The following is a 20096-nucleotide window of genomic DNA, read 5'->3' as shown; positions in this document are numbered from 1 at the left end:
GTAGTTGTTTTGCCAGTAAATTGCGATAATATGCAGTAGCACTGTTTGTATTACTCTACGTCGTCCGGAGATGTATTGATTGGATAAGAATCGGCAGACTAGGATTCTCTCGGTTTTTGAGGGTGCAATATACAACGGGTTCTTCTTGATAACTCAGGGTTTTCTTGGTACAGGGCTTGCACTCGAATTTGGGGCATCTGAACCGGTGATAGCCTTGATTGGCGTTCTTCCTTCGGTTTCCCAGTTCATTCAGCTGCTGGCTCCATCCTTCTTGAGAATTGTCAAGAGCCGAAAGCGGGCGATGATGATCTGCGCTTCCGCAAGCAGGCTGTCTACGGCTTTTATTCCTATCACGCTTGCTCTTGGAATAAACAGGCAGTCACTTCTGCTGACTATTCTTGCCTTCTTCTCGCTTGCGGCGAGTCTTACCGGAAACTATTGGGTTTCGATTATAAGAGATGTGGCGCCGTTAAAAGGTGCTGCTAGATTCTTCAGCATGAGAAACGTGATATTCACTTTCACGAATATGTTTATAACGTTGTTCTACGCCTTTATCCTTGATTCGGTGCCCGGAAGAATGGGTTTCATTCTGATCACTGCTTTTGGAGTGGCAAGTGCATTAGTCAGCCTCGTGCTCTTGGGGTTTCATAACGATCCTCCCCACGAAATAAGTCATGGTCGAGGTTTGTTCAGGGCCGTCACTAAAGACATAAGGTTCATGCCGTATTTGAGATTCTACTCCTTCTGGAGCTTCTCAATAGCTATTACCTCGCCCTTTTTCGCTTATCATGAGCTAGTCAACATGAAACTGGATTACTCATTTCTTAGTATACTGAATGTCTTCAGTTCGCTCCTAACAATACTGTTTTACTTGTTGTGGGGAAAGATCGCTGACAAAATCGGGAGTCAGGCGGTCCTTGAGTTTGGGGTTCTTGGGGCTTTCCTCAAGACAATCCTGTGGTTGTTTATGGACACCGGGACGGTCTATCTGTTGTATATTGATACTTTTATCGGGACCGCTTCATGGAGCGCCATAAACCTCTGTTTATTCACCACAATGCTCGACTTGCTTAGCGGGGTTGACGCCCAGTCTTACTATGCTTTGCTTTCATTCACCAACGGTGCCTCGGCTCTTGTTGGCTCCCTGGTGGGAGGATTTTTCGCTGCATATCTGAACAGGTTCACTTGGATGGTTGGTGGACACAGGTTTTTCGGCATCCAGATCCTGTTCTTCGTTACTTTTGTTCTCAGAGGCGTCTCTTTGATTTTCTTGAAGAGAGTCAAGACGAGAAAGGTGGTCTCTGTGTCGGGAATGGTTTTTAATTCGGCTGCAGTGTTAGCTAATCGACTTGCGGCAAGACCTAGAGAGCTTATCGAAGTACTAGTACATAAGAACAAGGCTAAACAACGGAAGGAGAGAACAAATGGAAAGAGTGATTGAACGGTTCCTAAGGTATGTATCTGTAGAGACTACCTCAAGTTTTGAATCAGATTCGTTTCCATCAACTGCCAGTCAGCTTGATCTTGCTCATATTCTCAAAACGGAGATGGAGGAAATGGGTCTGAAAGGAGTGACATTGGATGACCACGGATACGTAATGGCGACTTTGCCGTCAAATGCTGGTGATGGACTTCCGGTTTTGGGATTCATAGCCCATATGGACACGAGCCCAGATATGAGCGGCAAAGATATCAAGCCTTCAATTGTTGATTATGAAGGAGGCAAGATAGTCATTAACAAAGACAAGGATATCTTCATCGATCCCCGGCTCTTTCCTGAGCTCGAAGAGTATGTTGGTGAAAGGCTGATCGTGACAGACGGAACTACTCTGCTAGGAGCAGACGACAAAGCAGGAATTGCGGAGATTCTTTCCGCAATAGAGTACCTCATTTCAAACCCAGAGATCAAGCATGGCGAAATCCGACTAGGATTTACTCCTGACGAGGAAGTAGGAAGGGGAACTGAGTACTTCAATGTAGAGAAATTCGGGGCAGACTATGCTTACACAGTTGACGGAGGGGCTTTGGGCGAAATCCAGTACGAAACGTTCAACGCCGCAAATACCGAAGTTGTTGTAAAAGGCAGGAACATTCATCCTGGAAGTGCAAAAGGTAAGATGAAGAACTCGATACTGATAGCATGCGAGTTCAACGATCTGCTGCCTTCAAGTGAAGTACCTGCGGCAACGGAAGGTAGAGAAGGCTTCTTCCATCTGCTCAGTATAAGAGGTTCAGTGGAAGAGACAATTCTGAAGTACATCATTAGGGAGCACAATATGGAGAAGTTTGAACGAAAGAAGAAAATGATTAAGGAAATCGCGGTCTTCTTGAATTCGAAATACGGCGATGATACGGTGAGTTTGCAGACAAGAGACTCCTATTATAATATGAAAGAGAAAATCGAAGAAAAGATGTTCCTTGTTGAAATTGCAGAAAGAGCTATGGAGAGTCTTTCAATTCGACCAAGGATTTCACCAGTGAGAGGGGGCACCGATGGCGCGCGTCTCTCTTTCATGGGTCTCCCAACACCGAACATCTTCACCGGAGGTCATAATTTTCACGGAAGATACGAGTATATCCCGGTAAGCTCGATGGAAAAGGCCGTTATGGTAATTGTGAAGATTGCAGAGCTTTTTTCTAGAAGAGAAAATCTGGATAGTTGAAGAAGTGTTCAGTATTTGGTATTTCTAACAAACGAGCGATTGTTCCACAAGACAGCGAGAAGCGGCTTTGTTTTGGACGAAATGTCGTGGATAACTAAGGATGGGATTAAGTCATGCCTTTTTTTCTCTCAGGAAATTACAGGCCGCGTGGTCTCTTCGAAAACTCTTTACCTGGCTTAGTAAAGTATTGGCTGGAACAATCTCCACTAATCGGTCTGTCAAGCTCTGTACTTCCATATAGTCTTGACTCTAAGTCTCAAACTTGACTTCCTAAGTTGAGAACTGGCGCTAAAAGGATGGAAATGAATGTAAATACTCTCTGGTACCAGGGGCTCCTTCTGAAGACAGATTAGAATCGGAAACATAGTGTCACCAATAATAAGAGGGGATCTCCTCGGATTTGAGAAGACAGATTCGCCGATGTACCGGTGCGAACTATATGGAGAGACTACCGGAAAACGCTAGATAACATAGAGATGAATTCCACTGATCTGCTCAAGCGAGCGGCGACTAGAGCAAGAGCAACGAGTTTCTCATGAGCGATTCAGGAATTGTGTAATCTGTCTTCAAAAAGAAGCCGGTAGATACGGAACTCGTCATCAATAATTGACTACCTTTCCCCATTATAACTGTACATCATTTTTGTGTTCTAGTCTTCCTGAATCTACCCCATTCATGCACAATGATGCAAGATTAATTGTGATTCGCACAGTCAACCAAGACTTTGCGAATCCTTCTAGTTGTTGCTAAGGAAATACCTTTGCCGAGGAATCGGCCGATTTTCTCATGGTCTATGGAGGTGAAAAATGTCAACCAGTTCCAGATTCATCAGGGGTGAGATAGGAAAGAATAACCCCCTATTTTCAATGGCTAGAGTAACGATTGAAACTGCTTTCTACGGGAATAACGTGATTCCGGTTTCTTCCCCGAGTGAAGCCTATAAACTGGCTAAGGACTCTCCTGGTACAATTGTGACGGATCTTCATGTCTTCAAACCCGAGAAGGTCGGACTTGAGTGTGACTCGCGAGTTCTGCTTTTCAACGATGGCGCCGTAACAGGCAGGTGTGCTACTGCGCGGAGAATCTTGGGGGAGCCAGGAGTAGATGAAGCGGAATACGGGGCAAAGATCCGGGAGGCAATCTACAATACAAGAAGTAGGAAAATGTATCATGCACAGGCCTATATAGGATTAGATGAAAACTTCATGGTCAAGGCCCATCTTCTTGTTCCAGAAACTCATGAGAATCTTATCTATAACTGGCTACTGAACTTCCAGCCAATAAACGAATTCTATAATGGGATGTACGAGACCTCTGAAGGATTCGAAGGTGAGGGAGATATTTTCGTATTCTCCGATCCGGAATGGCAACATCCGGATCATCCGCTGGGACTATCGTTCTTTGATCCAGAACATAATTGCGCGGCAATTCTTGGAATGAGGTACTTTGGCGAATTCAAGAAAGGTACTCTAACCCTTGCCTGGGGCTGTGCCAACAGGCGCGGATTTGCAGCTTGCCATGGCGGTCAGAAGAGATACAATCTTCAGGACAGAAAATTCGTGGTCGGGTTCTTCGGACTCTCAGGTTCGGGGAAATCGACATTAACGCATGCCAAGCATGGCGGTAAGTATGATGTAACTGTTCTTCATGACGATGCTTTTGTCATTTCCTCTTCAGACGGTTCCTCTGTGGCGCTAGAGCCTTCGTATTTCGATAAGACCTCTGATTATCCCTTGAGCAGTGAAGACAATAAGTATCTTCTATCTGTTCAAAATGTCGGAGCTACTCAAGATGATGAGGGGAGAATAGTCATCGTGACCGAGGATATAAGGAATGGAAATGGTCGTGCAATCAAGTCGAAGCTATGGTCACCCAACAGAGTAGACAGATTTGACGAGCCGGTAGATTCGATAGTATGGCTAATGAAGGATCCTTCGATTCCCCCTGTGGTTAGAGTTGTTGATCCCGTTCTTGCATCAACCATGGGAGCTACCCTTGCGACGAAGAGAACCTCTGCTGAACGCCTTGCGCCAGGCGTGGATCCCAATGCATTGGTAATCGAACCATACGCTAATCCCTTCAGAACCTATCCCCTTTCTGCTGATTTTGACCGTTATCTAGAGCTGTTCACAAGTAGAAGCATCGATTGTTACATTTTCAACACAGGATACTTCCGTGATGTGAAAGTTCCAAAAGACCTTACTCTTCAGATTCTTGAGTTGATAGTGGAGAGGCGGGCCGAGTTTGTTCCCTGGGGTCCGTTCACTGAACTGGAGACAATGGAGATTAAAGGATTCATCCCCGATCTTACTGACGAGAGTTATAAGAAGCTGGTAAGAGATAGATTGGTTGACAGACTGAGCTTTCTTCGATCCAGAGAAATTGAAAGAGGAGGTTTTGACAAGCTGCCTGCGGAGGCAGCAGAATCGATTTATTCACTTGTTGAGAGATTAAGATAGTCTTGTCTGTTAGTGGAGCCGCCAGAAGGCGGCTCTTTTTACCTTATTCGAATCATAGAGATAAATAAAAAGGATTCCTGACTGGCGTCAGGAATCGAAGGGGGAATTGCTACGAAACGAGGAGTTGTCCGGATTGCGGCTAACTTTGTTATGTGATCGAGTTCATTGTGAATACATAATAAATGAAGTTAACCGTCAACCATTCAAAGACATTATACAACTTCTTTTTAAAGAAATCAAACCGTCTTTATTATGTAAATGGATGTGCAAATTTACATATTTAGGTCTCTGATAACTCCACAGTCTTTCATCAAATTGCCAGTACTGAGCCAGGAGAATTCAGGAAGCGCCATAAGTGAAACACCTTGAATAATGTAATTGTTACGTTCTTAGCATAGTATGAATGTAACTACCTTGTTTTGCTAATTGTCCACGGGAGGTTTCTTAGTTTGAGGGTGTTAATTACTGGCGCGAGAATGTGGTATGCGATCAATGCTATCAGACTTCTGGCTAGAAATGGGCATGATGTTTTTGCTGCGGATAGTAGTAAGTTCAGTGGCGGCCTTTATTCTAGGTACCTAAAGGGGAAGTTTGTCTATCCATCGGTCAGCGATGATAGCGAAGGATTTATCAACGAGATTCTGGAAAAGACAGATGAAATGAAGATAGATGTGATATTCCCGACGTTTGAGGAGGGCTTTGTTATAAGCAAGTACCTGCATCTATTTGAGGGGCGGGTCAAAGTTCTGGTGCCTTCATACGATCACATCAAGCTTCTTCATGACAAATTCACTATGACAGATTACGCGAGGTCACTTGGAATATGTGTTCCTAGAACAGCATTGCTTGGGGAATTTGAGCCTAACGGCAGCTCGTTTCCGCTTATAGTGAAACCGCGTAATCAAAGGTCCGCCGAAGGAATAGTGAGAGTAACTTCTTCCAAGGAGTTCGAGAAGATTTCGAAAGCGCTAGATGGAAAGAGATTTCTTGTTCAGGAGTTGAAGCCGCCTCACCAAATATGTACTACTGGGCTCGCCTACAATGGTAAAATGATAGGAAATGTTATTTACAAGAATGTAAGAGAGTATCCGGAATCCGGAGGGATAGGAACTTGCAGGATCTCCATTGAATGTGATTCGGTCTTGAGAGACGTTGAGAAAATCGTCGGCAACCTCAATTACTCGGGATTCATATCAACGGATTTTCTCTATGATAAGGAAAGAGACGCGTATTTTCTGGTTGATGTTAATCCGAGGATGAGTCCTGGACTCTTGGTGGCATATTGTTCGGGAGTAGATATGGTAAAGGCATATATGGACTTGGTGACCAAGAATAGAGCCGAGCAGATTATGTCGCCAGAAGTGGGTAATGGCACTTATACAACTGCAATGGAAATAGGCTGGTTCTTCAGCGTGCTGTTCAAAGGAAGGTTTGGTAAAATGAAAGGCTTCTTCAAGAGCAGAAAGAGACTGAGAGACGACTCATGGGACATCCGTGATCCGGCGCCGTTCTTTGTGATGCTAATGTCAATGCTTTACACAGCGATTCTTGGGCCTCTTAAGGGTGGCCAGACTAAGAGTTTTTCTCTGGGAGCAACCTGTGATATAGAGAGCCTCTGTGAAGAGGCGGACTCGAATGAAGTGAGGAAAGCCGTTTGACCTTTGATCGATGAAGAGAGCAAGCCCTTTGTCCAGTCCTTCTTCTCGATTTGCTGGTAGGAACCCTGGATCATCGTTATTCCAATATCTGCTATAATGATTTTTGTAGAACAGGCTTGAAAAGTATCCCTTTTCCAGATGCACTTGTTTGTTGTTTTCAGCAAGAAGATCCAGCTGGCAGGTTTTTTGGAGTGATGAGCATGGGAGTGTTCGAAGGTTTTAACAAGACGGTGTTTGTGCTTTCTTATGTTCTCTTGGCGGGTGGGGGACTACTAGTCTCAGTCTTCATGATGCCTCTGCGAGATCCTAGAACTGAAGCCAGAGTACAGGGTTATCTTTACACTTTTTGGGAGACTATTAGAATACCGGCAGTGGCTACTTTGTTTGTGATTGTTGGCACTGCCTTATCTATCATACTGATCAGTTCACTGTCGATTATATGGAGTTTGGTCTTCTTCGGTTCAATCGCCTCTGCCGCGCTCTGTTGGTACAAGGCAGATCGGTTGATAATAAAGGGGGCCAGTGATCCCAGGTCGATGGTAGAGGTCGACAAGAAGAGTTTTCATAGATATCTGATATACTCAGATCTTTGCATATTATTGTCAGCGGTTTCCATCGCGTTCTTGATGTTATGAGGTCTCATCAAGAGTTTCAGAGAGCCTGTCAAGTTCATCATCCAGCATTTCTCTTTCCTGGAGTATTTCTAGGAGTCTTGATTCAATTCTCTCTATGCCAGTATAAAGGTCTTGAAGTTTTTCGTAATCTGTTGAGAAAAGGCCCATCTTCAGCTGTGCCATTTCCAACTTCCTTGATAGTTCGTTCTCTTCAACTTCCAACTGCTGAAGTCTTTCAAGGACTGACTTTTTCTTGTTGGATAGTCTACGCCGCTCCTGAAAGGTTAGCCTCGCATATTCGTTGCCCGTAGAATCGATGTTTCTCTGGTTTCTTCTAAGGTATTCTTCAACAGAAGATACCGCCTTTAACTTCTTCCCATCTATCATCAGGAAGTGATCACATACGTTCTGTACGAATTCTCTATCATGTGACACTAGGATTATGCAACCCTCATACTCTTTCAGAACCTCTTCAAGGCTCTCAATAGACCAGATATCAAGGTTGTTTGTAGGCTCGTCCATCACTAGAACGTTTGGTTTCGATAGAATAAGTTTTGCCAGTGCTAGCTTTGTTCTCTCTCCTCCACTCAAAGATGGAACTGGTTTGAACACATCATCGCCCGGGAAACCGAATCTTCCAATGTACTTCCGCACTTCGTAATCCGGCTGCCCCCGCATCAATTGCCAAATCTCGCTTATCACATCATTAGATGGGTTCAGATCTTCAGTAAGCTGCGACAGGTAGCCCCAGCGAACATTATGACCCCAAGTAATTTGCCCAACATACTCCTCAAGATTCTCAGTTATTATCCTCAGCAAGGTTGTCTTTCCACTTCCATTGGGGCCCAAAAGTCCAATCTTGTCCCTCCTGTGCACTTCTGCCGAGGCGCCGTTGAAAAGTTTCTTGCTTCCAAATCCGAACGACAGTCCTTCGATCTTCAAAACTGAGTAGCCGGTTCTGTCTGGCTGAGGGAGTCTGAACTTAGTTGGCCTGATTTCCTCGTCTGGAAGATCTATAGTTTCAAGCTGATCCTTGAGTCTATCTCTTTGCCTCTCCTTATTAACTGCTTGTTTTATGAACTTCTCTTGACCCCAAAGTCTGTATCTTTTTGCAACTGCATCCAGCCTTTCAATTTCTCTTGAAAGGTTCTCTCGTGTCCTCAATCCACTCTTAACCATGATCTCTCTGTCAGACTGATATTTGTCATATGTTCCGGCGAAATCCCAGAGAGATCCTCCATTCAGCTCCCAGAATCTGTTTCCAACATTCCTTATCAGATACCTATCGTGAGTGACAACCAGGAGCGCACCTTTATAGCTCTTCAGGAAATCAACCAACCACTCCGTTGATTCAAGATCCAGATGATTAGTTGGCTCGTCTAGCAAGAGAATATCGTGGTCGACAAGAAAGAGCTTTCCAAGTGATATTCTTGTGAGTTCTCCTCCGCTGAAGGTTTCCAAATGTCTTTCCCAATCTTCTTCGTAGAATTCCAAACCTACCAAAATGCTTCTCACTCTTCTATCATAAGAATAGAACTCTTCCGTATCCAGAGGGACATTTGATTTGTCTTGCAGGTAGTACTCCATAAGCGTCATTTTCTCATCGGGAATTCTGCTCTGAATCTGATAACCAATCTTTACGTTTGACGAATGGAAAACCTCTCCTTCAGTTGGAGAAAGCTCTCCTGCTATGATTCTCATTAGGGTGGATTTTCCGCTTCCGTTCTTACCGAGAAGGATAATCTTGTCTCTCTTGTCTATTGAGGTTGAGACTTCATCAAACAGGAAGTCCTGACCATAATCATGTCCCACTTTGCTAAGAGTTAACAGCATATAGCTTCCCTTCTTGTTCTTTGTCAGTCATAATGATACAACATCTCCGGCTGTTTTGAAGTTTGAGCTGTTTCTGGGCGATTATGCTACAGAGACTTGTGTTATCTTTGAATATGCGGTGAAACCGGGTGGTGTATTGATTTGAAACTTTGGTTACCTTTTCTCGTTGTCGTAACGGCTTTTCTAGCAATATCGTATATTTGGGGCTTCAATTTCTTCAGAAGTCCCAGCCAAGTTTTTATTCAGTATGAAAGGGCTATGCTTGATTACACCGCTCAAATTCGTCAGCAGCAGGAAGCCGGTTCTAAGGCAGGTCTCAATGAGAGGGAAATCGCGTTCCTGAGAGAGCTGGCGATAGTTGAGCTTGAGGGTGACATGAAGAGTCTGGTGTTTGATTTCCAAAAAGATTGGCCCTTGATGCAGCGTCACTACATCCAGTACGCGCATCGATCCGGCGACTGGTTCATAGAAGGATTGTCCGGATCGCTATATACTCAAGATGATCCTGAGTACAGTAGTTTTCTTGAACTGTACGAGTTGCAGGACGATCCAGATAGTTATTGCCTCATATTCATCCCTGGATCCTCCGAGAAAAACGTTTTCACGGAGTTCAGCGGTGCGAGGGTTTACTATCTGCAAAGAACGATCTGGGGTTACAGAATTGAATGGAGTAGATCCTTGATTGATCTGATTCTCGATGTGGCTATTTCGTCTGCTTCCGTGTAGTATAGGTAACCCATCGTAAAGAGTTCGTTGGCGGAATACCCATAATGAGGAGCCTTTGTGAGAATCTTTCATGTTATCAGGATCTCATTTTCTGGTATCCTTTTATAGAAGCGATTTTATTCAGTTATTGCCGGAGGATATGATGTTCTTGAAGAAGATCAGTCAAAGAATGAAAGATAGGAAGATGTCAAAGATAGAGAGAAGAATAGAGAGATCACAAGGGGACGAAGAGAGGAACAGACTTCTCGCTGAACTGATGAACATGAAAGTAGAAATCGGAGATATAGAAGGTGCTTTTGAAGCTGCGGTTGAGAGACTAAGACTTATCAGAAGCGATGAGTCGTTTGAAGACTTCTCGGCCATCTTTAAAAAGTTTGATAGACCTATGAGAACAGCTGCAACCAGATCTTTGATCAGACTTGCCGGAGAATTCGATGAGAAACTATGGAAAAGAGTTATGAGATTCTTCTTCAGCGAGGAGCCTGATCTAGCCATAGATTTGGCAACTGCTTGCTACAGGATTTCTCGAAGAGTCTTTTTTGTGGAGGTTGCTCTCCAGAATATTGAAATGACCGTTGCTTCTGCAAGTCGAGAGAGGCTTTCCAAGATTAAGGAGATGTACATGAAGACGATTGCAGAAGTGGGAGAGATTTCGAGAGAGGATCAGCTAGCTATTCTCAGGCGCATCGTAGTCTCTGGTGAAATGACTATAAGAGATGAGCTTCTGTATCTGGAACTTTCTATAATGTATGGTCTCGTCACGTCTTCAGAGGAGGATTTGCGTGAAATCGCTGAGAGAATAGTCGAAAGGTTTGATGGCTGTGGGTATTCTTTTAAAGGAAACGAAGCGTCGTTTCTTATCAGGCTTGATCAAATCCTATCAAGGATAGATCGATTTGAAGACAAGAAAGCTCTGCTTGAAAAGATCAGGCTTCTGGATAAATCTGTTCCAGAAAGTGTTAACGAGATTTGCTCAGATGAATCAAATGATATTGAATTGATCAAGAAAAGAATTTCGGTCTCTGAATCAAGATCCAAAAACAGAAATGCGAGCAGAGAAGACCTTGAGGAGCTCGCCAGGGATTACGAAAGACTTATAGAGATTCTCCAACTACCGGAAGATAAGCTTGTTTATATAAGGAAACTGGGGGTTTTGCTCCGAGACCGTCTTGAAGAACATCATAAGGCTCTTGAAATCTTTGAAAAGGGCTTAAGGTTGAGAGGCGATGATGTGTCTCTCTGGCTTGTTAAGGGAATGACTCTCGAAAAGATCGCAAAAACCGAACGTGAACCCGACAGGGCTTCACTATACTGGAAAATGGCTTACAACCATTATCATGCTATTGCAGAGACTTTTGAAGAACAAGAGATAAAGCTTGCAGCAATCGAAAAGTGTGCAATGATACAGTCTGAAAGGCTAACCAAGATCTAGCCCGCTATGGGATAAAATGTGATGCGTCAGGAGGTGCTCTTTGAGGTTCTCGGACAAGGCGGTCTTGATTACCGGTGGTGCTAAAGGGATCAAGAAGGCAATAGCACTTGGCTTTGCAGAATCTGGAGCGCTTGTAGTCCTGATGGATATTGACGAATTGGCCGGTAACGACACAGTGCAGACTATTAAAGGGCTTGGAGGTCAGCATTTTTCATTCAAGGAGATGTCTCTTCGGGAAGAGATGTTAGGAGAGCTGTTGATTATGCCGCAGCGCCAACAAGATCGATCAATACGCTAATAAACAATGCAGGTATCGCTTGGACTGGAACGATTCTAGACAGGTCGATAGATGACTGGAAAAAGGTTCTTGAAGTCAATCTCACTGGCCCTTATATNNTTATATGATGACTAAGTACTGTGTTCCTTATCTGATGAATTCTGAAGCTCCCAGTTTAGTTAACATTGTCTCAACCAGAGCACTAATGTCTGAACAAGACTCAGAACCTTACTTGGCTTCAAAAGGTGGATTACTGGCTCTTACACATTCACTGGCTATTAGTCTTGGACCAAAGATAAGGTAAACGCTATCAGCCCTGGAATGATTGACGTTACAGACAGGGGAGCCAATAGTAGTTCCAGTCTGAGTGAGACCGCTCATAAAAAACATCTCGTGGGTAGAGTAGGCAGACCAAAGGACATAGGGAAAGCGTGCCTTTTCCTGGCAAGTGATGAGACCTCTTTCATTACGGGTGCCAATCTGATTATTGATGGCGGCATGACACGGAAGATGATTTATGTCGAAAAGAGGTGGTGAAAGTTGAACCGAAGACTCGAAGGAGCTAGAGTTAAGTCACTTATTGAGATGCTTTCTGGGTATCACAGAGTGAGTGGAAGCAGGGATTACACCAAATCAATGCATGCCGTTATTGATTACCTTCTTCGTGGGGGACTTCCGGAGGAAAGATTCAAGATATTCAGTTACCCGGCAGACGGAGTTACGAGAACGGGAAATACTCTGTCTACTCTTGCATGGGAACCGATATATGGAGAACTGTGGCTGGAAGATCCCGAAAGGGTTTTCATAACTTCGACAGCAGTCACGAAGGTTTCCCTTGTCTCGGGGAGTGGGAGCACAGAAGGCTGGGAAACGCTTCCTCTGGTTATCTATGATGGTAAAGGAGACTATTCGAAAAAGGCGGTTTTGGCAAATGATGATCCGGCAAAGGTCTTTCAAAACGCAGTAGTTGAGGGTGGAGCGAGGTGTCTTATCTTATGCCACATGAGGAAGGCTTTTGAGGAAATTGGCCGTAGCCTGGATAGTTTACCTGAAATGACCAACTTTCTGACTATTCCACACGATAGAGAATCCGCAAACAGGAATACAGTTGCGTTTTCTGTGTCGAAGGAGAAATTCGATCTTCTGTCTGAACGCGTAAAAAGGAGCTCTTCACTTGTAAGATTCAGGGCCGAAACGAGACTTACAGAGGGCGAATTAGAGATTCTGCAGATAGACGCAACAGGCTTCAACGAAGGTCCTGAGGTTCTTCTGACTGCTCATCTATGTCACCCCTCTCCTGGGGCCGATGACAATGCGAGCGGTGCGGCTCTCGCTGCAGAGATTGCAAAGGTTCTTAATGACAGCGGATTCCCGTATTCCGTAAAGGTTGCTCTGGTTCCCGAGTATCTAGGTAGTGTTCCGTATGCTCTTCAACTCAAGAATGAGAGCCGTCTCCCTGTTTGCACTATAAACCTCGATATGGTTGGTGCCGATCAGGATAAGACAGGTTCAACCTTCATTCTTTCGAAAGTGCCACCATATCTTCCTCAGAGATGGGGAAGGACTCTTGCTTACAACATAGAAAGGAATATGCCGTCTAGTTCCGGTTATCCATTGAAGAGATTTGGCGAGATCCCATTTATGGCCGGATCTGATCACTGCGTATTCACGACTCTAGGAATTCCTTCTCCGTTTATGGGCCATCTGCCAGATAGATACTATCACTCTGATTTCGACACACCTCGCATGATGGACGAAATGGAGCTGGAATGGGTGGGGTTATCAGCTTTAGAAACTCTCGACCAGCTTGTCCAGCCTGATCCTAATGTGCTTCTAAGTGTTAGGGGCAGGATGATTGGCGAGCTATATCAGATTCTAAACAGAATAGCTGGAAGGGAGGGAAGTGACGATATCTATGATCTTCTCATCTCTAATTTCGAGGGAGATTCACTCAGAAAGATTTTCAGCAATTCAGACAATCTCCCCTCGTTAAGCCCTCTAGAACCAACATTCGAGAGTTCTCTGGGCCTAGAATGGATTAAGACATTTCCTCAAGAGCTAAAGGAGGAGCTGGCTATAGATTTCGCCAGCATCGCGGATTTTGTGGTAGGGGGAGCTGCCTTGATCGGAGGTAGGGAATCCGTAGAGCTTCTTGCCAGCATTCACTATGATGTGGAAATTGAAAAAGTCAGAGTAATTACCGGCTGGATGATAGATAAGGGGTTGCTTAGATCATGATATCAAGAAGACTCTGTCTTTTCGCCTTCATGGGGCTTCTTGCAGTTCTCGGTTGTGCGAAATTTGAACTGAAGGCAGAAAGTGGTTTTGCGATGCCTTGGAATGGATTTCTTGAACAAGCTGGTTCGGGGAAAACTGATCTTCTCGACAGAAGCAACTTTCGCGCGTACTTCATTCCGACTGCAGGATATGAGTTTTTCCAGGAACACCTGATCGAAGTGAGTATTATACACTTCTCCGTGAACAGCTCACTCGAAGCAACAGGAACAGAATCACTAATTACTTACGAATCAATGTTTAGGCAAGATGTGCTCTCAATAACTTACGGATATGCTCTCCCCGTTCTGGATCGTTTTTCTCTTCAACTTGGAGTTCAAGGACGTCTGTTATTCAAGCAGATTGATCTTACGGGTTCAGAGCAATACAGCCGCAAGAAGACTGATTTTGGTTTTGGTCCGGCAGCAGATATAAAGTTAAAGATGAATGATCAGGTTTTCGTTGCCTTAGAGGTAGCAACAGGGCTCGGCAAAGGGAACGGCTTTATCGATTTTTATGCAGGGCTCCACTTTGAAGGCCCGTTTTATTACGTGAGAGCCGGTTCGAGATACTGGTCTTTGACCAATTCTTTCGATGGAGACAGGTTGTTCCTTTCGTTTGTAAGTCTTGGCGCTCAGTTTTGCGCGTATTTCTAGGGTTGATTCACAGCAAAAGAAAGTGGATTGAGAGAGGAAATTCTCACAATTCCAAGTACAGGAACGCTGAACTTCTCGAGTAGAGAGCGCCCCTCTTCAAAAGTTTTCTCTATTACTGCCGCGAAGCCTACTAAGGATGCACCAGTTCTTAGAGTAAGCGTTGCAAGAGCCTCAATAGTCTTGCCGCTTGCCAAGAAGTCGTCAACGATTATTACTCTGTCTTCTTTGCCAAGATAATCAAGGGAAACATTTAGTTCCACTACTCCCCCTTTTGTATGAGAAGGAGCCGATTCGCTAAGATAATGTTGCATCGTAATGGGCCTCCTCTTCCGTGCGAAAACAAGCTGAGCTCCCAATTCACAAGCAGCCATTAGAGAGGGAGCTATTCCGGAACTCTCGGCAGTCAATACTTTTGTGACTTCGTAATCTCTGAAAAAGTCAGCTATCAGTTCTCCAGCACTTTTCATAAGTAAAGGGTCAATCTGATGATTCAGAAAGGAGTCCACTCTCAGTATACCGTTTCCCATAACAGATCCTCTACTTTTTACTGCTTCTTCTAGGGAGGAGACTATCTCTTTTCTGGAAAGATTGGATTTGTTCATCGATCAACCTCCAGCAAGTTTATGGTACTATAATCAACTATTTCTGTATCTGTTTCTTGAAGGAGAAATTCCTTTTGTGTAAGGTATGTTTGGCATGAAACCTTTGCCGGAAAGAAATCGAAGGAGAGTCCTCAAGGAGGTCAAAGAAACCTATGTGTTCAGAGTGTCTTCTATGAGAATTAGGGAGACAAAGATCACTTCAATTTTGCTTAAGTCATTTCTCCCAAGAGTGGACGGAATGTATGATTAATAGTGCAAAACTTTTATGGAGATGGTGTAGTGAAGCTGAGAATAATCGTACTTTTCATAATCGTGATGATTGTTGCGTCAGTTTCATTTGGGAGCTATTTCACCGCGAACAATATTGGAGGTTCAGTTGTCTATTTTCCATTGCTTCCAGGTATTTTCTCTGTAAATGGCTACTACAGGTTGGGTCTTGAAGTCTTCGGTGGCTCTCAAACCGGCAGTCTTCGATTTACTCCAACAATACTTTACGCAGGACCTGACTTGTCATATTCGGGTGCGCTCGGGAAAATCTCAGGTCTCGAAGCGGGTATTGGTCGTCGTTTAGTAACCTGGGATTGAAAGCCTTTCTTTCAACTTGTTTGGCAGAAGGTACATGCTTTCCATGGGCCTTAGAGGACAATTTATGTTCTCTTTCTATGAGTCAACAGATAGATTCAAAACAAGACTCTCTCCAGAAATAGGTTTTATTGATGTGACCAAGATGACAGATAGGTTCAAGTTCTCACTTTTCCTCTGGCCTCTTCCCGTCCTCTTGAGATTCGACATGTATTTTTAGGAGAAGAGCCCCTTATGGGGCTCTTCTTATTTCTGAACAAGCTTCATCGGTTCTCCGCAACAGACGAGTTCTCCTCCGCCGGCTTCTTTCACTTCAACTACGTTTCCGCATATCTCGCATCTGTAAACTTCTCCAACGTTTTTTACTTTCATGATCTCACTCTCCCTTCTGATTAATAAACTTTGCAGACCGATCCACAGTCTGATGAATTGGAGGTGCGGACTATGGAAAGAGTCTTCTTTGCTGTTCTAATGACGATATTTATCGTCGCTGCTGCAAGTGCTATGTATCAGGAACCGCAAACTGTTTTTAACACTTATTTGCAAGACGGAACCTTTGTCTATGGCGGTAGTGTGGTGTTGAGCTGGGACGTTGTTATCAGGAACAGCTCCGTTGTGTTGAGCAATCTAGATCTCTGGATATCAAACAGGGATTCCGGAGCAAGAGTTAGTCTTAAGTCATCGCCGTTTATCGATGTCGTCAGTTACAATCTTTACCTTGGAACATCCCCGACTCCGCAGCTTTATGCGACAACGAACTCAAGTACTTACTTCGTAGACAGACTATCTCCAAACACTATATATTACTGGCAAATCGTAGCAGTCGATGCAGCCGGCAACAGATATCATGGTCCGATATGGTACTTCTTGACCAAGTGATCAAACCACAGGGTTAGGTGGCTCCTTTCCTTCAAGAACGGCTGCAACGTTGCGTCCTACAATAATTGCCATCTCTTTTCTTGCTTCACTGGTGGCAGATCCAATATGGGGAAGAAGAACCACGTTGTTCAGTTCTATCAACTCTTGAGGCACATAAGGTTCTTCTTCATATACGTCTAGGCCAGCTGCGGCTAGTCTTCCGGTCTTAAGCGCCTTTATCAGTGCGCTTTCATCGATGATCTCACCTCTGGCAGTATTAACTAGAATGGCTCCTGGCTTCATCAATGAGAGCCTCTTCTCGTTCAGCAAGTGATAGGTTTCCTTAGTTAGAGGAGCATGAAGCGACAGAAAATCAGAACTCTTCAGTAACTCTTCAAGACTCATATGCCTTACATTGAATCTCTCTTCTTCTTGAGAAAGAAGTGGTTTTCTGTTGAAATAAAAGACATTCATTCCGAACGCTTTAGCCCTTTTCGCTACAGCTTTTCCAATTCTGCCAAGTCCGATTATGCCCAGATTCTTCCCGGAGAGAGAAGGGCCGGTTAGCAAATCTGGCTTCCATCCAACGAATTTGCGCTCTCTAATGAAACTGTCTCCCTCTACGATTCTTCTGCTGGTTGCCAGAATGAGTGCCATTGTCAAATCTGCAGTGGCATCGGTAAGAGCTTCCGGCGTATTGGTGACTCGTACTCCTCTCTTTCTTGCCTCCTCAATATCGATGTTGTTGTACCCGACTGCGTAGTTTGCGATAACCTTTAACTTTGGCAGTGAAGATATGACTTCTGAATCAATCTTGTCCGAGAGAAGAGTTATCAGTGCTGACGCGTCTTTGCCTTCACGAATTATCTCTTCTTTCTTAAGAAATCTGTCTTCAGTGTTTCCATAGATATCATAGCCTTTCAGAAGAAGCATACCTTCATCGGGGATCTTGTAAGTGAAGAAGACTTTGTCCATTAAGCACCTCCTAAGAAGATGATATCATTATTAGTTATTCTCAAAAGCCGATAAGTTCACTTACAATGCTTTTTCCGGTCTTATGATAACTTCAGAGGCTCTCAAATCAATTATCACTTTCATTCCTTCAACCAGAGATCCATCGATTATCATATCGGCAATCGGTCCTTCCACAGATTTCTCAATCAACCTTCGAACTGGCCTAGCACCGTATTCTCTGTCATAACCTTCTTTTGCTAGATACCCAAGTGCTTCCTTGCTGATCTCAACAGAAATCTTCTGTTCAGCGAGTCTTTTCTGCATTTCTGCTATCCTCATCTTGACTATGCCTTCCATAGCTTTTTCGTCTAGTGGTCTGAATAGCACTATTGAGTCCAATCTGTTAATGAATTCGGGTCTGAAAGCTCTTCGTAAGATCTCCCCCACAACTGATTTCATTTGGTTCTCATCACTCATTTCAGTTAGTTCCTTAGAGGCCAAGTTACTTGTCATGATTAAGATCGTATTCGAGAATGAGACGGTCTTTCCCTTTCCGTCTGTTAGCCGACCGTCATCCATTATCTGTAGCAGCACGTTGTGAACTTCCTTGTGAGCCTTCTCAACCTCATCAAGAAGCACAACAGAATAAGGTCTCCTTCTTACCGCTTCAGTTAGTTGACCACCTTCTTCGTAGCCTACATAGCCGGGAGGAGCGCCTATAAGTCTGGAAACAGTATGCTTTTCCATGTATTCGGACATGTCAATCCTGACGATAGCATCTTCGCTACCGAATAGGATGAAGGCAAGTGCCTTTGCAAGTTCCGTCTTTCCTACTCCGGTTGGACCCAGGAACATGAAAGAACCCCATGGCCTATGAGGAGCATTGAGGCCTGCTCTGGCTCGTCTGATTGTTTGAGAGACGACGTTCACTGCTTCTTCCTGATCCATGAACCTTTCATGGATTATTGACTCTAGGTCGCGAAGCTTTTCGCGCTCGGATTGAAGCATCTTTCCAGCCGGAATTCCCGTCCACTGTTCAACTACAGAAGCTACCACATTTGGTGTTACGGCCTTTCCAAATGACTCATCTGACTCCCATTTCTTTTTCTCTTCGCGAAATTCTCTGCTTTTTCTCTCGGCCTCCGTTTTCAACTCTGCAGCAGCCTGATACTCTCCCTTTTCTGCAAGTGAGGTTATCTGAGAGTCGAGGTCCTTGAGCTGACGGTCAAGAAGTCTTAGTCTTTCCGGCATGTAACCCGTTTGAAGTCTCACAAATGAAGCCGCTTCGTCAACAAGATCTATTGCTTTGTCTGGAAGATAACGGTCAGTTATGTACTTCACGCTAAGGTCGACGGCTGTTTTTAAAGCATCATCTTCGATTTTTATCTCGTGGTGCTTCTCGTAAGTAGATTTCAGTCCCTCAAGAATTCTATAGGTTTCCTCAGGGGTCGGCTGATCGACCATCACAGGCTGAAAACGTCTTTCGAGGGCTCTGTCTTTCTCGATGTACTTTCTGTATTCATCAAGAGTTGTTGCACCGATGCATTGTAGTTCGCCTCTGGCAAGAGCTGGCTTCAAGAGATTTGCAGCATCCATAGATCCCTCGGCTGAGCCAGCTCCTACTACGCTATGTATCTCATCTATGAACAGGATTACTTCACCAGAGAGTTTTCTCACTGAATCGATGATGTCCTTCATTCTCTCTTCGAATTCTCCTCTGAATTTCGTTCCGGCGACCAGTCTACCCATATCCAGAGCCAGGACGCTCTTGTTATTCAAGTATTCGGGGACATCGCCACTCACAATACGTTGAGCCAAACCTTCTACAATTGCGGTTTTTCCAACTCCCGGTTCTCCGACGAGCGCGGGATTGTTCTTGGTTTTCCTTCCAACAATCTGTATTACCCTTCTGACTTCATCTTCTCTACCAATAACTGGCATAAGCTTGCCTTCCTTTGCAAGCTGAGTAAGATCGATTGTGAACTTCTTCAAGGAAGAAAGATTCTCATCCTCTTCTGCGCCGCTTTTTGTTCGGCCCTTGAGAATCAATGTGTATATATTATCGAGATTGATCCCGTATTTGGACAGGAGTCTGCTTGCAACAGCAGAGGTCTCCCGTACCATCGCCAGAAGTATATGTTCGGTTCCAGTTTTCGAATCATGCATTCTTCTCGCTTCACTTCGGGCATTCTCGAGGATGTGCCTGGCCTCCGGAGTGATATATATCTGGTTTGTTGACTCTCGGCTACTTCCATAACGGCCGATGACTTCTTCAACATCTTTCTTCAGAGAATCTATGCTGATGTTCTTCCCGTTCAGTATCTCGATGGCAATATTATCCCCGTCCTCGAGCATGGAAAGAAGTATATGTTCCGATGCGAGTTGATTCTGCCTGTATCTGGTTAGGATATCCTGGACATCCAGAAGAATCTTCTTCGCCTTTTCGGTGTATTCTTCATAGTTGATCATCACTGCACCTCCAAAAAAAGGGCGCCCGAAAGCGCCCCC

General features: G+C 44.4%; 17 protein-coding genes and 2 pseudogenes. 14 read left to right on the top strand and 5 right to left on the bottom strand.

All coding sequences use genetic code 11. From position 1 onward, the window contains the following. Window positions 1–79 precede the first annotated feature (79 nt). The 5 genes from B3N33_RS11095 to B3N33_RS11075 all read left to right on the top strand — a co-directional run bounded on the left by B3N33_RS11095 (window position 80) and on the right by B3N33_RS11075 (window position 7415). Complete coding sequence (locus B3N33_RS11095) at window positions 80–1441, top strand: MFS transporter (protein ID WP_214061446.1); 1362 nt, start codon at window positions 80–82, stop codon at window positions 1439–1441. Continuing rightward, entirely contained in the window at window positions 1425–2663 is a 1239-nt protein-coding gene (gene pepT, locus B3N33_RS11090) for a peptidase T (protein WP_214061447.1), read from the top strand. Before B3N33_RS11095 ends, pepT begins: the two co-directional genes overlap by 17 nt. Window positions 2664–3469: 806 nt before the next feature. Continuing rightward, window positions 3470–5122 carry a phosphoenolpyruvate carboxykinase (ATP) gene (locus B3N33_RS11085; RefSeq protein ID WP_214061448.1) on the top strand — a complete coding sequence of 551 codons (1653 nt, stop codon included), beginning with the start codon at window positions 3470–3472 and terminating at the stop codon, window positions 5120–5122. 455 nt (window positions 5123–5577) lie between these two features. Then, a complete protein-coding gene (locus B3N33_RS11080) occupies window positions 5578–6780 on the top strand; it encodes an ATP-utilizing protein (protein WP_292590622.1) in 1203 nt (400 codons plus the stop codon). Window positions 6781–6980: 200 nt separating this feature from the next. Next, window positions 6981–7415: a hypothetical protein gene (locus B3N33_RS11075; protein WP_214060520.1), complete on the top strand. Its 435-nt coding sequence runs from the start codon at window positions 6981–6983 to the stop codon at window positions 7413–7415. On the opposite strand, the gene abc-f is transcribed toward B3N33_RS11075, so the two are convergent. Further along, window positions 7410–9227 carry a ribosomal protection-like ABC-F family protein gene (gene abc-f / locus B3N33_RS11070; protein ID WP_214060521.1) on the bottom strand — a complete coding sequence of 606 codons (1818 nt, stop codon included), beginning with the start codon at window positions 9225–9227 and terminating at the stop codon, window positions 7410–7412. The genes B3N33_RS11075 and abc-f overlap by 6 nt on opposite strands. 141 nt (window positions 9228–9368) lie before the next feature. Between abc-f and B3N33_RS11065 the strand changes: the two genes are divergently transcribed. From B3N33_RS11065 to B3N33_RS11040, 6 genes and pseudogenes are all read left to right on the top strand, one after another. Then, window positions 9369–9953 carry a hypothetical protein gene (locus B3N33_RS11065; protein WP_099829857.1) on the top strand — a complete coding sequence of 195 codons (585 nt, stop codon included), beginning with the start codon at window positions 9369–9371 and terminating at the stop codon, window positions 9951–9953. Window positions 9954–10095: 142 nt separating this feature from the next. Beyond that, a complete protein-coding gene (locus B3N33_RS11060; protein WP_214060522.1) occupies window positions 10096–11385 on the top strand; it encodes a hypothetical protein in 1290 nt (429 codons plus the stop codon). A gap of 40 nt (window positions 11386–11425) precedes the next feature. Further along, window positions 11426–11790, top strand: a pseudogene (locus tag B3N33_RS11055) (SDR family NAD(P)-dependent oxidoreductase). Further along, window positions 11787–12199 (top strand): annotated as a pseudogene (locus B3N33_RS13080) (SDR family oxidoreductase). The pseudogenes B3N33_RS11055 and B3N33_RS13080 overlap by 4 nt, the downstream one beginning before the upstream one ends. Before the next feature lie 3 nt (window positions 12200–12202). Continuing rightward, entirely contained in the window at window positions 12203–13900 is a 1698-nt protein-coding gene (locus B3N33_RS11045) for a DUF4910 domain-containing protein (RefSeq protein ID WP_292593378.1), read from the top strand. Continuing rightward, entirely contained in the window at window positions 13897–14592 is a 696-nt protein-coding gene (locus tag B3N33_RS11040; protein ID WP_214060816.1) for a hypothetical protein, read from the top strand. Before B3N33_RS11045 ends, B3N33_RS11040 begins: the two co-directional genes overlap by 4 nt. Here B3N33_RS11040 and xpt read toward each other — a convergent pair. Continuing rightward, a complete protein-coding gene (xpt, locus tag B3N33_RS11035; protein WP_214060817.1) occupies window positions 14589–15194 on the bottom strand; it encodes a xanthine phosphoribosyltransferase in 606 nt (201 codons plus the stop codon). The genes B3N33_RS11040 and xpt overlap by 4 nt on opposite strands. Window positions 15195–15473: 279 nt before the next feature. Here xpt and B3N33_RS11030 point away from each other — a divergent pair, with 279 nt between their 5' ends. Together B3N33_RS11030 and B3N33_RS11025 are read left to right on the top strand one after the other, a co-directional pair. Beyond that, window positions 15474–15779: a hypothetical protein gene (locus tag B3N33_RS11030; protein ID WP_214060818.1), complete on the top strand. Its 306-nt coding sequence runs from the start codon at window positions 15474–15476 to the stop codon at window positions 15777–15779. 64 nt (window positions 15780–15843) lie between these two features. After that, the gene (locus tag B3N33_RS11025) at window positions 15844–15996 is read left to right on the top strand and encodes a hypothetical protein (protein WP_214060819.1); all 153 of its coding nucleotides are present in this window, start codon (window positions 15844–15846) and stop codon (window positions 15994–15996) included. A 26-nt stretch (window positions 15997–16022) separates the two neighbouring features. Here B3N33_RS11025 and B3N33_RS11020 read toward each other — a convergent pair whose 3' ends face one another. Next, a complete protein-coding gene (locus B3N33_RS11020; RefSeq protein WP_099829869.1) occupies window positions 16023–16148 on the bottom strand; it encodes a desulfoferrodoxin FeS4 iron-binding domain-containing protein in 126 nt (41 codons plus the stop codon). 72 nt (window positions 16149–16220) lie between these two features. On the opposite strand from B3N33_RS11020, the gene B3N33_RS11015 reads away from it, so the two are divergent. After that, a complete protein-coding gene (locus B3N33_RS11015) occupies window positions 16221–16655 on the top strand; it encodes a hypothetical protein (RefSeq protein ID WP_214060820.1) in 435 nt (144 codons plus the stop codon). Here B3N33_RS11015 and B3N33_RS11010 read toward each other — a convergent pair whose 3' ends face one another. Both B3N33_RS11010 and B3N33_RS11005 read right to left on the bottom strand, forming a co-directional pair. Beyond that, a complete protein-coding gene (locus B3N33_RS11010; RefSeq protein ID WP_214060821.1) occupies window positions 16656–17609 on the bottom strand; it encodes a 2-hydroxyacid dehydrogenase in 954 nt (317 codons plus the stop codon). Between the two features lie 60 nt (window positions 17610–17669). Next, on the bottom strand, window positions 17670–20057 hold the full coding sequence (locus tag B3N33_RS11005) for an ATP-dependent Clp protease ATP-binding subunit (protein ID WP_292590616.1): 2388 nt from the start codon (window positions 20055–20057) through the stop codon (window positions 17670–17672). Window positions 20058–20096: the final 39 nt, after the last annotated feature.

The organism is Mesotoga sp. UBA5825, from assembly GCF_002432955.1.
In the GTDB taxonomy this organism is placed as follows: Bacteria; Thermotogota; Thermotogae; order Petrotogales; family Kosmotogaceae; genus Mesotoga.
The sequence above is the reverse complement of the archived record's forward strand: the minus strand, read 5'-3'. Positions and strand labels throughout refer to the sequence as shown.

Coding starts and splice junctions, on each gene's coding strand:
- B3N33_RS11060 (WP_214060522.1), top strand. CDS start 10,096: ATGTTCTTGAAGAAGATCAGTCAAAGAATGAAAGATAGGAAGATGTCA.
- B3N33_RS11015 (WP_214060820.1), top strand. CDS start 16,221: ATGGAAAGAGTCTTCTTTGCTGTTCTAATGACGATATTTATCGTCGCT.
- B3N33_RS11040 (WP_214060816.1), top strand. CDS start 13,897: ATGATATCAAGAAGACTCTGTCTTTTCGCCTTCATGGGGCTTCTTGCA.
- pepT (WP_214061447.1), top strand. CDS start 1,425: ATGGAAAGAGTGATTGAACGGTTCCTAAGGTATGTATCTGTAGAGACT.
- xpt (WP_214060817.1), bottom strand. CDS start 15,194: ATGAACAAATCCAATCTTTCCAGAAAAGAGATAGTCTCCTCCCTAGAA.
- B3N33_RS11085 (WP_214061448.1), top strand. CDS start 3,470: ATGTCAACCAGTTCCAGATTCATCAGGGGTGAGATAGGAAAGAATAAC.
- B3N33_RS11005 (WP_292590616.1), bottom strand. CDS start 20,057: ATGATCAACTATGAAGAATACACCGAAAAGGCGAAGAAGATTCTTCTG.
- B3N33_RS11010 (WP_214060821.1), bottom strand. CDS start 17,609: ATGGACAAAGTCTTCTTCACTTACAAGATCCCCGATGAAGGTATGCTT.
- abc-f (WP_214060521.1), bottom strand. CDS start 9,227: ATGCTGTTAACTCTTAGCAAAGTGGGACATGATTATGGTCAGGACTTC.
- B3N33_RS11020 (WP_099829869.1), bottom strand. CDS start 16,148: ATGAAAGTAAAAAACGTTGGAGAAGTTTACAGATGCGAGATATGCGGA.
- B3N33_RS11075 (WP_214060520.1), top strand. CDS start 6,981: ATGGGAGTGTTCGAAGGTTTTAACAAGACGGTGTTTGTGCTTTCTTAT.
- B3N33_RS11025 (WP_214060819.1), top strand. CDS start 15,844: ATGTTCTCTTTCTATGAGTCAACAGATAGATTCAAAACAAGACTCTCT.